Annotated in this window: 11 protein-coding genes and 1 pseudogene; 6 read left to right on the forward strand and 6 right to left on the reverse strand. The window is 69.9% G+C overall.

The window, feature by feature from the left end; all coding sequences use genetic code 11:
* The 4 genes from PSH25_RS15880 to PSH25_RS15895 all read right to left on the reverse strand — a co-directional run.
* On the reverse strand, positions 1-633 hold a 633-nt coding region (locus PSH25_RS15880), incomplete at its 3' end, for a MoeA family protein (protein ID WP_502361352.1).
* 105 nt (positions 634-738) lie between these two features.
* A complete protein-coding gene (locus tag PSH25_RS15885; RefSeq protein ID WP_238659831.1) occupies positions 739-1,209 on the reverse strand; it encodes a MogA/MoaB family molybdenum cofactor biosynthesis protein in 471 nt (156 codons plus the stop codon).
* A complete protein-coding gene (moaC, locus tag PSH25_RS15890) occupies positions 1,206-1,697 on the reverse strand; it encodes a cyclic pyranopterin monophosphate synthase MoaC (RefSeq protein WP_088987073.1) in 492 nt (163 codons plus the stop codon). Before moaC ends, PSH25_RS15885 begins: the two co-directional genes overlap by 4 nt.
* Positions 1,698-1,947: 250 nt before the next feature.
* Entirely contained in the window at positions 1,948-5,058 is a 3,111-nt protein-coding gene (locus tag PSH25_RS15895; RefSeq protein ID WP_238659832.1) for an AfsR/SARP family transcriptional regulator, read from the reverse strand.
* Between the two features lie 707 nt (positions 5,059-5,765).
* Here PSH25_RS15895 and PSH25_RS15900 point away from each other — a divergent pair.
* The 5 genes from PSH25_RS15900 to PSH25_RS15920 all read left to right on the forward strand — a co-directional run bounded on the left by PSH25_RS15900 (position 5,766) and on the right by PSH25_RS15920 (position 11,565).
* Positions 5,766-8,297: a putative bifunctional diguanylate cyclase/phosphodiesterase gene (locus PSH25_RS15900; RefSeq protein ID WP_238659833.1), complete on the forward strand. Its 2,532-nt coding sequence runs from the start codon at positions 5,766-5,768 to the stop codon at positions 8,295-8,297.
* A gap of 53 nt (positions 8,298-8,350) precedes the next feature.
* On the forward strand, positions 8,351-9,697 hold the full coding sequence (locus tag PSH25_RS15905) for a glycosyltransferase 87 family protein (protein ID WP_372492799.1): 1,347 nt from the start codon (positions 8,351-8,353) through the stop codon (positions 9,695-9,697).
* Between the two features lie 41 nt (positions 9,698-9,738).
* Positions 9,739-10,371, forward strand: coding sequence for a phosphoribosyltransferase (locus PSH25_RS15910; RefSeq protein WP_238659835.1), 633 nt, complete (start codon positions 9,739-9,741; stop codon positions 10,369-10,371).
* A 22-nt stretch (positions 10,372-10,393) separates the two neighbouring features.
* Entirely contained in the window at positions 10,394-10,783 is a 390-nt protein-coding gene (locus PSH25_RS15915) for a TFIIB-type zinc ribbon-containing protein (RefSeq protein WP_238659836.1), read from the forward strand.
* A gap of 104 nt (positions 10,784-10,887) precedes the next feature.
* Positions 10,888-11,565 carry a maleylpyruvate isomerase N-terminal domain-containing protein gene (locus PSH25_RS15920; RefSeq protein ID WP_238659837.1) on the forward strand — a complete coding sequence of 226 codons (678 nt, stop codon included), beginning with the start codon at positions 10,888-10,890 and terminating at the stop codon, positions 11,563-11,565.
* A gap of 49 nt (positions 11,566-11,614) precedes the next feature.
* On the opposite strand, the gene PSH25_RS15925 is transcribed toward PSH25_RS15920, so the two are convergent.
* Complete coding sequence (locus tag PSH25_RS15925; protein ID WP_238659838.1) at positions 11,615-12,274, reverse strand: hypothetical protein; 660 nt, start codon at positions 12,272-12,274, stop codon at positions 11,615-11,617.
* A 261-nt stretch (positions 12,275-12,535) separates the two neighbouring features.
* Complete coding sequence (gene dnaB, locus PSH25_RS15930; protein ID WP_112639881.1) at positions 12,536-13,939, reverse strand: replicative DNA helicase; 1,404 nt, start codon at positions 13,937-13,939, stop codon at positions 12,536-12,538.
* Positions 13,940-14,334: 395 nt separating this feature from the next.
* Here dnaB and PSH25_RS15935 point away from each other — a divergent pair.
* Positions 14,335-15,428, forward strand: a pseudogene (locus PSH25_RS15935) (hypothetical protein); the annotation flags it as partial.

Below are 15,428 nucleotides of genomic sequence, written 5' to 3' on the forward strand. Positions count from 1 at the left end.
AGGACCCAGCGCGTCGCGGATGCGACCGGCCGCGGGCGGGCCCGCCGTCAGCAGTTCGTCGCCGAAGACCAGCAACGCGGCACGCGGCGCTCGCCGGACCCGCAGCGTGTCGTGCCCGCAGGCGGCGGCCAGGCCGATCACCGCCGGGTCGACCGGCGTGCCGGCCGGCAACAACTCCTCATCGGCGTACGCCTCCTCGCCGGGTTCCCGCCACTCGGGCGTCTTCCGGGGAGTGCCGCTGATCAGGCCGGTGGTGGATGCGGCGGACTCCTCGACGCGGAGCACGGCGGTTGCGCCCTCGGGCACCATCGCACCGGTTGCGATCTCGACGGTCGTGTCGTCCTCGGTGAGCGGCGCGGGAGTGCTGCCGGCCAGGACCCGGCCGACGACGCGCCACGGCCCAGGGCCGCGCACCGCCCAGCCATCCACGCTGGAGGTCGGGAACGCCGGCAGGTCGGTGCGGGTGGTCAACGGCTCGGCCAGGGTCGACCCGTCGGTGTCTGCGAGTGGTCGGGCGGCGGCGGGCAGCGCGGCGGCCAGACCGACCGCGTAGACCCGCGAACGCGCTTCCTCCCACCCGGCCGGCGGGGGTGCGGTGACCCGATCCGCGGTGGGTGCGGTTTCCGTGCTCACCGACCGAGCCTATCGGCCCGGACCGACACCCGCCCGGGCCTGGCGTGCACCGGCAGTGGTCCCTGCTCGGCCGCGGAGCGGTCAGTGGTCCCCGCCGCGGAGCGGTCAGTGATCCCCACCGCGGAGTTGATCGACGGTGTGCCCGAGGATCGGCCCGAGAACGGCCAGGCCGTCCCGGGCGCCGCCGGTCGAGCCGGGCAGATTGACCACCAGCATCCGGCCGGCGACCCCGGCCAGGCCCCGGGACAGCACCGACGTCGGCACCCGGTCACGACTGTGCGCGCGGATCGCCTCGGCGATGCCGGGGATCTCGTAATCCAGCAGGACCCGGGTCACGTCCGGGGTCCGATCCGACGGGGTCACTCCGGTGCCGCCGCTGGTCAACACCACGTCGACGCCGTCGGCGCGGGCGGCCCGCAAGGCGTCGCCGACCGGCTCACCGTCGGGCACCACCACCGGCTCGTCGACCTGGCAGCCCAACTCGCGAAGGCCGGCGACGAGCAGCGGCCCGCTGGTGTCGGCGTAGACGCCGGCCGCGGCCCGATTGGAAGCGACGATCACCCGAGCCCGGATCACGGCCGGTCCTCCGGACGGACCCACTCGCCGGTCTTGCCGCCCTCTTTGCGCAGCACCCGGACCGCCTCGACCGAGGCCGCCGGGTCGACCGCCTTGACCATGTCGACCAGGGCGAGACCGGCGACAGCAACCGCCGTCAACGCCTCCATCTCCACCCCCGTCCGGTCGGCCGTGCGGGCGGTGGCTGTGATCTCCACCGTGTCGGCGGTCAGCCGCAGGTCGACGGTGACACCGTGCAGGGCGATCGGGTGGCAGAGCGGGATCAGATCGGGGGTGCGCTTGGCCCCCATGATCCCGGCCAGCCGCCCGACGGCCAACGCGTCACCCTTGGGCAAACCGTCGCGATGCAGCAGGTCGATGACCTCGGGTGTGGTCCGCAAACGGCCGGCCGCGACGGCCAGCCGACCCGTCACCGCCTTGGCAGAGACGTCGACCATGCGGGCCGCGCCGGCGCGATCGACGTGGCTGAGCTGCGCGGGTTCGGTCACGGTCGTGAGCCTATCGGTGCGGTACGACGACGGTCGGAAGGAGCGGCGTCACGCCGACCGCACCGGGTGCTGACGGTGCAACGGTCCGACGCCGCTCCTCCCTTCACCGGCCCACGGCCGAGGTCGCTGGGGGGACCTGGCAGCGGGCGCGTGTCGACGACCCGGTTCTGCCCAGGGGCAGAACCTCCCCCGTTCGCCGATACGGCCGGAAAGTTACCGAGCCTGCCGATAAGAAATCGATAAACGACGTTCAGGCTGGCCAGCGCTCGGCGACCAGGGTCGCGTCAGTCAACTCGGCGAGGCGGCGTTGGGCCTCGAAGCGCTCCGGCACGCCCATCCGTCGGAAGATCGCCAACGCCCGCTCCCAGTGCCGTCGGGCCTCGGCCGGGTCGACGCGGGCGAAGTGTTCGGCGAGCCCGGCCAGCGCTCGACCCTGCTCGTGCGGGTGCGCGATCCGAGTAGCCAACCGCAACGCCTCCTGGTGCACCTCGAACGCCTCGTCACCCCGCCCCTGCGCCAGCAGGGTGCGCCCGAGTTCGTTAAGCGCAGCCGCCTCGAGGTGTCGCTCCCCCGAACCGATCGAGAGCTTCCGGGCCAGCTCGTGCTCCTGCTGGGCCTCCACCAGACGACCCAGGCCGCGATAGGCGATCCCGAGGTCGTTGCGCACCTCGGCCTCGGCGTACCGGTGACCGGTGCGATCCCGTAGGGCCAACGAGGCCAGGAGAATTCGGATCGCCTGCGGAAGGTCACCCATTCTTAGACGTACGGCGCCGATGTGGCTGAGCGCGTTGAGCGTGTGGAACTCGTCGGAGTTTGTCCGGGCCCACACCAGGTGCAGGCGGTGCATCCGCAACGCCTCCTCGTAGCGCCCCAGAGCGGTCAGCGCCAGCCCCAGATTCGGCAGCAGGATGGAACCGCCGACATTCCCGTACACCTTGTCGCGCAAACACTCGAAACCGAGCTTCACCGACTCGGACAGGTGACCGCTCCACCAGTAGACAGCGGCGAGGTTTGCGCGATACCGAGCCGAGTTCAGCACGTCCCGCGAGTTGCGAGAGAGGTCGACCGAGCGTGTCAGATGGTCGAGCGCCCCCTGCTTGTTCCCGGTACGGACGTAGGCGGATGCCAGGTAGTTGTTCATCAGCGCAAGCGCATCGATGTCCCCAGCAGCCTCCGCCGCCTCCAGCCCATGGCGGTGGGTCAGGATAATGTCTTCGAAGTAACCGCGGATGTAGCAAAAACGCCAGAGAGCGCGGGCCAATTGCCAGCAGTGCTGGTAGAACCCCGCCTCGCGCGCCGCCGACACCATCATCAGCAGGTCCGTCCGCTCGGCCTCCAACCAGTCAGCGGTCGGCTCCCCTATGGCCTCGACGAGTTCGAGCTGTCCGGACGGAGTGTGCGTCACCTGGGATCTGATGACGCCCGGCTCCAGCAGATCGGCGACCTTCAGGACGACCTCCAGCGTGAAGTCGAACAGTCGAGCCAGTCCGAGCCGGCGGTCGTTCGAGGACTCGGTATGCGAGCACAGTTCGTTGGAGTACTGCCGCATGAGGTCGTGCAGTCGATAGCGCGTCGAGTCCAAGTCCTCGACCAGGTTCCGATCAACAAGATCGTCGAGCGCCGCGCGAGCTTCCGCGATCGTCAGGCCGGTCAGTGCGGCGATTGCCGGCGTGCTGAAGCGGCTACCGGGATACAGGCCCAGGAATCGGAAGACACGCTTGGTCGAACTCGGAAGCGGTTCGTAGGAAGCGGCGAAGGCTCCGGTGACGGTGCTCTCCTCCTGAGCCAGATGGTGCAGCACCGGAGCATCGCCGGCCATCTGCTCGGCAAGGTCCGCCAACCGCCAGCCGCGCCGATGGGCCAGCCTGGCGCCGGCCAGCCGGATCGCCAGAGGGAGGTACCCGCAGCGACGCACCACCTCGACAGCCGCATCCGGCTCGGCCTCGACCCTGTCCCGACCAACGCTCAGGCAGAGCAGGTCCACGCTCTCCTGCGGGCTCATCACCGACAGGGTCCGCGACGGCCCGGCATCCGGATGGGACAGCCGTCGCCGCGAGGTCACCAACACAACGGTGGTCGGCTCAGCCGGCAGCAGGGGCATGATCTGCTCGCTGCTCGCGGCGTTGTCGAGAATCACCACTGCCCTGCGGCGGGCCAACTCCTGTCGCCACAACTCCACTCTGTCGTCGAACTCCACCGGAACCCGGTCGGCCGGCACCCCAAGCTGTCGAAGCAGGGTGAACAAGGCGCCCGCCGGCTCGATCCGATTCTTGTCACCGTGCCCGCACAGGTCGATGAACAACGCGGCGTCCGGGTATCGATCAAACAGCCGACGGGCGAGATGTACGGCAAGGGTCGTCTTGCCGCTGCCCGCCATGCCATCGATGATGTGCACGGCTGGCACCCGCTTCTCGACCCGCCGGGTCTCTGCGAGCAGCCGCAACACCACGTCCTCTCTGCCGACGAAGTCGGTGACCGCCCGGGGAAGGTGATCCACCGGGTTGATCGGAGCCGCCTGCTCCGATGCCGCGCCGACCGCCACGCCCACCCCGCCCGCCACGGAGCGCGCCCGGCCAGTTCCCCCAACCCGTACGGCGGCACGCCCGGAACCTGGGCGCGACATCGCCGTGACGATGGAGCGGCGCAACTCTTCAAGGTTGCCCCCGGGGCCCACTCCCAACTCCGTGGTCAGCGTTGTTCGGATCTCGTCGTACGCCGCCAGCGCCTCCGCGTTGTCCCCGCGCTCGTGCAGGGCACGCATGAGAAGGACGTAGGCCGGCTCGCGGAGAGGGTGGCGGGCCACCACTTCACGCAGCAGCGGAATTGCCAGGTCGTCCCGGCCCGATCTCAGTTGGACGTCGGCGAGAAGCTCCACGGTCAACAGCCGCTCCTCCTCGGCCGCGATGGTTCGGGAGGTGAGGAGAGGCCCAAGCGGGACGCCGGCGAGCATCGGTCCCCGCCACCGAGCCAGGGCGTGCCCCAGTAGCTCGCGGGCACGGTCCAGGTGGCCAGCCGTCAGTGCTTCCCGCCCCGCGTCCCGTTCCAGCTCGAAGCGAACGACGTCGACCCGTTCCGGGTCCACGAGGAGTCGATAGCCGTTGCGTTGGCGTTCGATGGCACCGCGACCGGCCGATAGAGCCTCGAAAGTCCGGCGCAGATTGGCGGCATAGGTCCGCACATTCGCTACGGCCGATCGCGGTGGGCGATCGGACCATAACTCATCGACGAGGTCATCCACTGTCACCAGTCGACCGGGCTGAACGGCGAGCATTGCGAAGATTGCCTGCTGCTTGGGTGTACCAAGGCGCAGCGGGCGGGTAGACAGTTGCACCGAAAGGCCGCCCAGAACCTGAATCTCCACCCGCCCCCGCCAGCCGTATCAGGTATTCAGCCGATCACGCAACGGAGTGTACGACCCCGTGGGGTGGCGTACCGCTTACGGGGCGATACCAACGACCGTTGGGTGAGCAGGAGTGACGCGAGGAGTTGGGCGAATGCCAGTCCGGGACCGCACGGTGCCGGTCGCAAGTTGCACCGCCGCCTGCCGAAACTCGATTATCCACCCGTCGTCGCCAACGATCCCGGCGAAGGCTGGGACCATTACCTGCCCCGCTGGCACCCACGGCCACGCTACCTCTGCCCATGCCGCCCTTACGCCTGACCAAACTCCGGATGAGGCAACTCCTCAAGAACCCTCAGACTCAAGGAATAACGCGTCCCATAACCTCGTCGGATACCGTCCGCAGTTGCAAGGTGCCACTTGAATCCAGCGCCGGCAAGCTCGACCGCACTCCGTTCAGTAACGATGGACAGAACGTGATAAACAGGCTTCAACTTGGCTAATGTTGCGCATACCGACATTTATTTCTCCTAGCCCGCCCTTCCTGCTCTTAAGCTGCCTTTCGGAGGAAGACATCCCCATCCGGGGACAGGTACTCCAATTGACGCAGCGGGAGAAGGGGGCAACGCGATGCGTGGCACCGACTGGAACTGACAAGTTCGACACAGGACTTCTGAGGGCCCGAGCAGTAGGCTGCGAGAACGCGCAGGCAGTCCGTCGGGAGCGGCATGACCCTTCCTCAGCGACGAGAGATTGAGACCGATCGGCGGCTGTTGCTGCTCGTCGGTCTCGTCGTCGTTGTTGCCGCGGTCATCGTCGTCACGTCACTTCCGTCCGCACTGCGTTCAGCGAAGCTGGAGACGGTGAGCGACGGCGCAGTCCTGGCCATGCTCACGCTCATGATCGCGTTGGGCACGCTGGTAAAGGCTCGCGTCCGGATCCGGTCGACGACTCAGTCGATCAGCTGGAACGAGACAGCGATCATCGTCGGTGCAGCCATCGCTCCGACCTCAGTGGTCGTGCTCTGCACCGCAGTCGGGATCGCCCTCGCCTCGCTTCGCCTCACACCGATAAAGCTAGCCTTCGGTATCGGCAAGAACGTCATCGTGGCCTGGGGCGCTGGCACGGCACTCGCGATGACGACCTGGACTTGGCCGCCCACGGGGACGGCCCCCCTGATGCTGCTGGGGCCGTTGGCGCTCGCCTACCTGGTCGCGGCGCTCCTGGACGATCTGCTCGCCATCCCAGTCATCGCACTCGCCTCCCAGACCAGGATCGCGAAGCATTTCCGCAGCAATCTCGACCTTCGGCTCGCTGGCTTCGGCGTGCGGTTCGCCGTTGCGGCCTGCACGCTGCTGATCATCCGGATGGACCCCCGGCTGCTGCTCGCCGTCCCACCCCTGGTCCTGAGCCTGCACCTGGCCTACTCCGCACGCATCCGAGGCCGCACCGAGCAGCAGGCGTGGCAGCGGCTGGCCCGTACCACCGACGCGCTCAACGTCGTCGACCTGGACAACGTCCTCACCACCGCCGTCACCCAGGCCGCCGAGTTGTTCTCCGCCGACGAGGTCGAGATCGAGCTGCGCGACGGCGGCCGCACCGTGCGCGGTGGCACCGGCGGCATCACCTTCGACGGCCCGACCGGCACGCCCACCGACGTGGACGGCACGATCGTCCCCGCGCCGCTGGAAGGCCATGATCGCACCGTCGACGTCGGGCTGCTTCGCCTGCGCTTCCGCGGCCCGGTGCAGCTCTCCGAACGGGAGCAGTACACCCTGCGCACCTTCGCCTCCGCGCTCTGCACGGCCGTCCGCAACGCCCAGGCGTACGCCGAACTGGCCCGGGTCGCCGACGAGCACGCGTACGCGGCCTCGCACGACGCGCTGACCGGCCTGGCGAACCGCCGACACCTCCTCGACGAGGGCACCGAGCAGTTGAGCACCCGGCACGCCGACGGGGTGACCGCGCTGGTGCTGATCGACCTCAACCACTTCAAGGAGGTCAACGACACCCTCGGGCATGCCGCCGGCGACCAGGTGCTGGTGCAGGTGGCCGACCGGTTGCGCGGTGCGGCCCAGGCCACCGACCTGGTGGCCCGCCTCGGGGGTGACGAGTTCGCCGTACTCCTGCGGAGCCTGCCGGCCCCGGCGGTGGCCGCGCACCGGGCCGAGACGCTGCTCGCCGCCCTGCACGAGCCATTCGAGCTGGACGGCATGCGGATCAGCGTCGAGGCCAGCGGCGGGATCTCCGGCGCCCCGTCCAACGGCGGCATGGCCGAGCTGCTCCGCCGCGCCGACGTGGCCATGTACCAGGCGAAGCGTGCCGGGCAGCGGATCTCCACGTACGCCCCGACCCGGGACACCGCCGACCTCGGTCGCCTCACCCTCGGCGGTGACCTGCCGCGCGCGGTCGCCGACCACGAGTTCGTCGTCAACTTCCAACCGATCGTCGACCTGGGCACCGGTGAGGTGACCAGCGCGGAGGCGTTGGCCCGCTGGCACCACCCCACCCACGGCATGATCGACCCGCTGCGCTTCCTGGAGGCGGTGGAACGTTCCGGTCTGCTACCGGCCTTCGCCGAAGCGATCCTCGACCAGGCGCTGATCGCGGCCGTGACGTGGCGCGACGCCGGCTTCGACGTGCCGGTCGCGGTCAACGTGTCCCCGCGCAGCCTGCTCGACGCGCGGTTCCCCGGATCGGTGCTGGCCCGCCTCCGCGCCCACGACCTACCACCGGACCGACTGGTCCTGGAGCTGACCGAGACGCTGACCCTCAGCCAACTCGACGTGGTCGACCGGGTGCTCAGCCGACTGCGCGACGAGGGAGTCCGGTTGGCGTTGGACGACTTCGGCACCGGCTACTCGTCCCTCTCGCTGCTCTCCCGGATCCCGGTACACGAGCTGAAGATCGACCGAAGCTTCGTGACGACGATGGAGAGTTCGGCGGAGGCCGCCGCCGTCATCCGTTCCACCCTCGACCTGGGTCGCAGCCTCGACCTGGCCGTGGTGGCCGAGGGGGTGGAGAGCGAGCCGCAGCGGCGGGCCCTCTGGGAGTTGGGCTGCGTCGCCGGCCAGGGGCACCTGTTCGCGCGGCCGATGCCGTCCGGCACCCTGCTCGCGGCGATGCAGCGCGGCTCGGGCGGCCGACCGGGCACCCTGGCCGCGCCACTGCACGACGCCGGGGCGGTGATCCGGTTGAGCCAGAACCGCCGCCAGGCCGGCCGCTCCCGGCCCGACCGCCTCCCACACCTGCCCGCCTGAGCTGGCATCGGCCCGCCACGCGGGCAGCCAGGTCTGCCAGACTGTCGCGCGTGATCGTCGACGACCCGACCGCCCGCCGCCGTCGCTGGCACTGGCGGACGCTCGACAACGCCGCCGGCGGACTCGCCCTCGACCTGGGCCTCTACGCCGTCTCGGCCACCTTCGCCGCAATCACCGCGGTCACCTCGACCCTGCTGCCGCACCGCGCCTGGGGCGCGGTCGCCGCCGTCGGCTACCTGCTCGCAACGCTGACGGTGATCGCCCAACTCCTGCTGCGTCGACGCTCCCCGACCTCCCGGCTGACCGGGCTGCCAGCCCGCTGGACCGTCGCCGGCCTCGCCTGGGCGGCCACCAGCCTGCTGCCCCTGGCCTGGCAGAGCATCGACCGGGCCGGCGGGCGCACCGACCGGGCCCAGGAGGAGGTGCTGGTCGTCGAGCACGCCGGCAGCCGCCTCCTGGAACACGGCACGCCCTACCTCGGACCCGACGCCATCGCCGCCCTGCCACCCGGCGAGCAACTGATGGGCTACACGCCGTACCAGCCCGGCATGGCGATGTTCGGCCTGCCCAGGGCGCTGCTCGACACCTGGTGGACCGACTCCCGGGTCTGGTTCGCGGTAGGCACCGCGCTGGCGCTCGCCCTGGCCGTGGCCGCCCTCCGCGGAAAACCGGTCACCGCCGGCCAGGCCACCTCCGCCGCCACCCGGCAGCGGGACGCCGCCCTGCTGCGCGGCGTGCAGGCCGCCACCGTACTGCCGATCTGTGCCCTCACCCTCGCCACCGGCGGCGACGACCTACCCGTACTCGCGCTCTGCCTGCTGGCCCTCGCGTTCGCCGCCGCCGACCGACCCGGCCGGGCCGGCCTCGCGGTCGGGCTCGCCGGCGCGTTGAAGCTCTTCGCCTGGCCGGTCGCCCTGGTCCTGATCGTCTGGGGTCTGACCCGGCGCGCCGGCACCCGGGTCGCCGCCGGCGCCATCGGCCTGCCCATCGCCGCACTACTGCCGGCGCTGCTGGTGGACCGCGACGCCCTCATCGAGAACGTGCTGCGCTTCCCCCTCGGCCACGGGCTGGTCACCAGCCCGGCGCAGTCCCCGTTCCCCGGCTATCTGATCGCCAGCGCGCTACCCGCCGGCCGACTGGTCGCCGCCGCGCTGCTGGTCGCCGCCGGCGTCGCCATCGCCGTCCGGCTCGTCCGCCGCCCGCCCCGCACCGCCGTCGCCACCGCAGTCATCTGCGGGTACGGACTGCTCGCCGCCATCGCCCTGATGCCGACGACCCGCTTCGGCTACCTGCTGTACCCGCTGGCCCTGCTGACCTGGGCACCCGCCCTGCACCGCCCGGTCGACACGCCGACCACCGTGGTTCCCGACGAGCGGTCCGGTCGGACCACTTCGGCGTAACTTCCGAGCGGAACCGCCCGTCAGGGCGTAGACCTGAAGGCATGACCACGTACCGCGACCGGGCCGACGCGGGCCGGATGCTCTCCGAACGGCTCACCGCACTCATCGGCGAACCGGACGTCGTCGTCCTCGGCCTCGTCCGTGGCGGCGTGCCCGTCGCCCGGGTCGTCGCCGAACGGCTCGGCGCGCCACTGGACGTGCTTGTCGTCCGCAAGCTCGGCATGCCGTGGGCCCGGGAGGTCGCCTTCGGCGCACTCGGGCCGGGCGGTGTCCAGGTGCTCAACGACGCGGTGGCCAGCCGACTCAGCAGCGACGACATCGCCGAGGTCCGCCATCGGGAGCAGGCCGAACTGGAACGCCGGGAACGGCTCTACCGGGGCGACCGCCCACAGGTGGACCTCACCGGCCGGACCGCCGTGATCGTCGACGACGGCCTCGCCACCGGCGCAACCGCCCGCGTCGCCGTCGAGGTCGTCCGCCAACTCGGGGCACACCGGGTCGTGGTCGCGGTCCCGGTCGGCGCGCAGGAGGCGTACGAACTGCTCGCCGCCGAAGCCGACCAGGTCATCTGTGCCCAACGCCCGGCGGACTTCGGCGCGGTGAGCGTCTACTACGACGACTTCCACGAGGTGTCCGACGAGGAAGTCACCGAGGCGCTCACAGCAACTGCATAGGTCCACCGGGTACCGTCGGGCGATGAGTAGCCTCACCTGTCCCAAGTGTCACGGAGAAATGCGCCAGTACGAGCGCAGCGGCGTCGTCATCGACCAGTGCGGGGAGTGCCGAGGCATCTTCCTGGACCGCGGCGAGCTGGAGAAGCTGTTCGAGGCGGAGGCCAACTGGAGCCGCCAACAGACCGGAGGCGCGCCAGGGCAACCCGCGCAGCAGCCGGGCGGCTACCCGCCCCCGCCGCCCCCGCCGCACCAGCCCGGTTACGGTGCCGTCCCGCCGCCGCCCCCGCCGGCCCACGGCTACCCGCCGCAGCCGGCCTACGGCCACCAGCAGCAGCAGCAGCAACACCACGGCTACCACGGCCACTACCGGCAGAAGAAGCGCAAGGGCTTCCTCGACGAGATGTTCGGCTGATCCCAGGCCGATCTACCGCCCGGGTCGATCACGCGTCGGCCCGGGCACATCACCCGGGTCGTTGATCGTTGGCGGGCGCGACACTTCATGCGAGGCTGAATCGCATGACCGCGATCAGGGCGGACGAGGCGCTGGCCCAGGCGTACGACGGGATCACCGCGGTGGTCGCCGGCCTGGACGACGCCGGCCTGCAACGAGCGACCCGCTGCCGGGGCTGGCTCATCGCCGACCTGCTCCTGCACGTGCTCGGCGATGCGCAGCGGGCACTCGTCACCCTGGCCAGCCCCGCCGACGGCCCCGCCGACGTCGACGACGTGAGCTACTGGCGTGACTTTCCCGGCGGCGACGACCAGGCTGCCCGGCACGCCTGGTGGGTACGCCGCTCGGCCGCCGCCTTCGACCGTCCGACCGGCATCGTCGACCTCTGGCAGGACACCGCCCCGGCGGCGGTCCGCGCCGCCGCGTCAGCCGACCCCGAGGGGTACGTGACGACGCAGGGACACGTGCTGCGCGTACCGGACTTCCTCGCCACCCTGACCACCGAGGCCGTCGTCCACCACCTGGACCTGACGCTGGAACTGCCCGACGCGCCGCCACCCGGACCACTGGCGGTACGCGTCGCGGTGGCGACCATGGACGGCCTGCTCAGCGACGACACCGTTCGACCCACCGCGTGGGACGACCACGACTTCCTGCTGAAGGCCACCGGCCGCGTCCCGCTGACCGACCGGGATCGGCTGGAGCTGGGTGAGTCGGCGGGCTGGTTCCCACTGCTGGGCTGACCTGCCGTCGTTCGTATCGAAGGAAACAAGAGTCAAACCGAAGGCTCAGTCAACTGCCGGTAATCGTCTTCGCGATCTCGGCTTTCCGCGCCAACGCGACGGTCGCGCCCGTGTACAGCAAAGCCACTATCTTTTCGGCCGGCCCGCACGTTGTCCCGATCGTGTAGATCGTTTTGTGCGGCCGAACGGAGAGACCAAAGATACCATTCCCCTCAAGGAAGGCCGCAAACGAATCGAGCAGGCGCTTGCTGCCTACCAGCCTAAACTGAGAGAATGTCGATTGACTAGGATTCGGTCGGCGGTATCGACCGATTGAGCCATCGCCGTCGACGACCCCGCGCCAGAAGTCACGTGATTCGGTCAGCCGTTCGTCGAGCGGGCCGCCATACCTCCCCAGCGCCATCATGCGCTCCGCGAGGCGGGTCGAGCGCACCGAGAACTGGCACGAGCCGTGCGTGGGACTTGGTGCCGAGATGCTACTGGTCGAACCCAGGAAGGTGCGCAGCGAGACAAGGTGTTCGTGGTCCCGCTGGGCAAGCCCCACTGAGATCTGCGGGAGATGGCCCGGCCGGTAGGTCACGCATCCGTCGGCGAAGAGGAACCCGAGCCAGTAGCACGCGTCTGGTGTCAACAGGTCGAACGCGTCGTGTCGAAGCGTGTGAACGGTCCTCCGGAGTACAACGCCACGGCGGACCAACAGGCCACGCATCCCCGGCTCCGTAAGTCCGAAGTTCTTTGCTACCTCGGCTATGGACAGGCCTTCGGAGTATTGTCTGACCGCCTCTGAACGTTCCGGGTCGGGTCAATTTTGCCCTCGACCGAGCTGGTATGCCTCGCCGTTTCAGTAGGCCACGGACAGCCTGCCTGCTGACGCCATACGAGTTCGCAATTCGAGTCAGACTCTCGCCCGTCTTCGCACGTTCAACAACCGCCGCTATTTGCGCCGGCGACAGACGAAAAGCTGTATCCCTCATCCGATGGCCATGTCGACGAAGCGGGACAGGTGCAATTGGGCCGCGACGGTCACCGTGTCGGTGGGCCCATTCCGATGCTTAGCAATTATGAAATCCGCCTCCCCGGCTCGCGGCGACTCCTTGTCGTAGTAGTCGTCGCGATGCAGAAGGATGACAACGTCGGCATCTTGCTCAATTGAGCCAGATTCGCGCAAATCGGACAGCTGGGGTCGCTTGTCGGTGCGCTGCTCGGGGCCACGGTTCAGCTGGCTGACCGCGATCACCGGGCACTCGACCTCCTTGGCCAGGAGCTTCAGGCCACGGGACAGGTCGGCGACCTCCTGCTGGCGGCTTTCTGTGCGCTTCGGTGAGGTCATCAGCTGGAGATAGTCGACCACGATCATCTTTAGGTCGTGCCGCTGCTTGAGCCGACGGGCCTTGGCCCGGATCTCCATCAGGTTCATGCTCGGTGTGTCGTCGACGAAGAGCGGTGCTTCGCTGATCTCGCCCATGCACCGGGCCAGCTTGGTCCAGTCGTCGTCGGAGAGCTGACCGCTGCGCAGCACGTGCAGCGGCACCCGCGCCTCGGCGGAGAGCAGCCGCATCACGATCTCGACCTTGCTCATTTCCAGCGAGAAGATGGCGGCCGCCTGGTTTGCGCGAATCGCGGCATTTCGGGCAAAGTCCATACTTGCGGTCGATTTGCCCAGACCAGGCCGGCCCGCCACGATGATCAATTGCCCGGCGTGCAGGCCGTTGAGCAGTCGGTCCAGGTCGCTGAAGCCGGTCGGGACGCCGGTCATCATGCCGCCGGTCGCGCCCACCGCCTCGATCTCGTCCAGCGTCGGCTGCAACATGTCCGCCAGGACCGCGAAGTCCTCGCTGACCCGCCGTTCGGTGACGTCGTACACGGCCTGCTGGGCGAGGTCGACGACGTCGTCCACGTCGCGGCTGCCGCCGCTGGCGGTGCCGTAGCCCAGCTGCACGATCTTCGTGCCGGCCTCGACCAGCCGGCGCAGCACCGCCCGCTCGCTGACGATGCGGGCGTAGTAGGCGGCGTTCGCGGCGGTGGGCACGCTGGCGATGAGCGTGTGCAGGTACGGGGCGCCACCGATGCGCACCAGATCCCCGGAGTCGGCGAGCGCCGCCGCGACCGTGATCGAGTCGGCCGGCTCACCCCGGCCGTAGATGTCGAGGATGATGTCGAAGATGGTGGCGTGCACCGGCCGGTAGAAGTCGTTGGTCTTGAGGATCTCGACGACGTCGGCGATGGCGTCCTTGGAGAGCAGCATGCCGCCGAGGACGCACTGCTCGGCGGCGACGTCCTGGGGCGGGGTCTTGTCGAACTGGCCATCCCGCTGCGCAGGTGGCTGGCCTCCGCCGGAGCGTGGCTCTGCCCGCATGTCGTCGGTGACCGACACGGGTCCCCCCTCCACTGCGCCGGATCCAACCCCAGCTCTACCGCTGGGGTACGACACTTCCGTCCGACCGGGCCGGTCGATCGGGGGCCATCGCCGGCGGTCGAGGGCCAACCATACGGACCCCGAGGTCAGAGACTCAACAACGCCGGTGGACGAGCCTCGGGACAACCTGTGGATCCCGGTGGACAGCATGTGCGCAGCGTGTGCACAGCCTGTGGACAACCATTGGGGAATTCTCGGCCATAAGTCGCTGAACTGGGGAAACATGCTCCCCAGCCTGTGGAGGAGAATATTTCGGTCGGGCCTGTGACACGATCGTCCCGTACTATCTCCAGCGAACGGCTACACCTGGACAGCGGATTCCGCTTTCGGTTCAGAAGGGTCACACTCCGGCCGTGAATTACCGGGACTGGGGACGCGGCGATGGCAGCCCGCGCGAGCGCCAGCCAACCGCCTCGTGGGGTGAACGCGCGGCGTCTGTTCCGGTTGATCCGTACGACGAGGACGGGCGCTACCGCACCTCCAGCCGACGGCGTGCGTTGGACCGCGGCCAGGACGAGCCTGTCGACGCCTACCTGCCCCGGTGGGCGTTGGAGTCGGGGGTTCGGCACGCGGATGGCGGCGGTCGCCACGCGGCACCGGACGAGGATGAGGACGAGCCCGAGCGGCCGACGTCCGGCGCGGGCCGGCGGTCCGCCGAGTCGTCGAGTGGTCGGCGACGGGGCGGCGAGACGCGTCGGCGAGAGCAGGCGGCGATCGGTCCGGCGCCAGATTCGGACCACACCCGAGAGTGGACGCTCGACCGGCCGCAGGATCAGGGTTACGCCGGCCGCCGACGGGCCGACGCCGGGGAGGACGAGCCGGTTTCTGGGGCTGTCTCGGACCGGCGTCCCCGCCGCGCGCCCGTTGGCCGTCCGCAGGTGATCTGGTCGGGCGGGGAGTTGGAGTCCGCCCAGAGCGAGCAGGTGCCGGACCAGGAGCCGAGCCGTCCCAGCCGGCGTAGCCGACGTGCGGCGGAGGATTCCTGGTCCCGCCCGGCGGCCGACCCGTGGGCCCGCGGATCGGACCGGGTGGCGGAGCCCGAACCGTCGTACCCGCCTGCGGTGGACCCGTGGGACGCCTCGGGCGTGCACGCATGGCCGCCGTCGGCCGGCGCGGACAGCGGGGACCTCAGCGGGCAGTGGTCGGCGGTGGAGAGCGTCGGTGGCTGGGAACGGTCGGACCGCACCGGCCAGTGGGAGCGGTCCGCGATCGAGGACGACCAGTGGGACCGTACGCTGGCGCCGCGCTCCGATCGCTCGGTGGCGGCCGAGGGGTGGCCGAGCCGGGAAGACGGGTTCTGGTCCGGTACTCGGTTGGCCGATGACGACCCGCGCTGGATGGATCCGACGACGTCGGCGCCCCGGTCTCCGGTGGTGGGATACACGGCTCCGCGACCGCGCAGCGCGCCCGCACCGCGGGCGGGCGCGCCGCGGGCGCGTGCGGGTGC

The sequence above is a fragment of the Micromonospora foliorum genome (assembly GCF_022229015.1).
GTDB classification, from domain to species: domain Bacteria; phylum Actinomycetota; class Actinomycetes; order Mycobacteriales; family Micromonosporaceae; genus Micromonospora; species Micromonospora foliorum.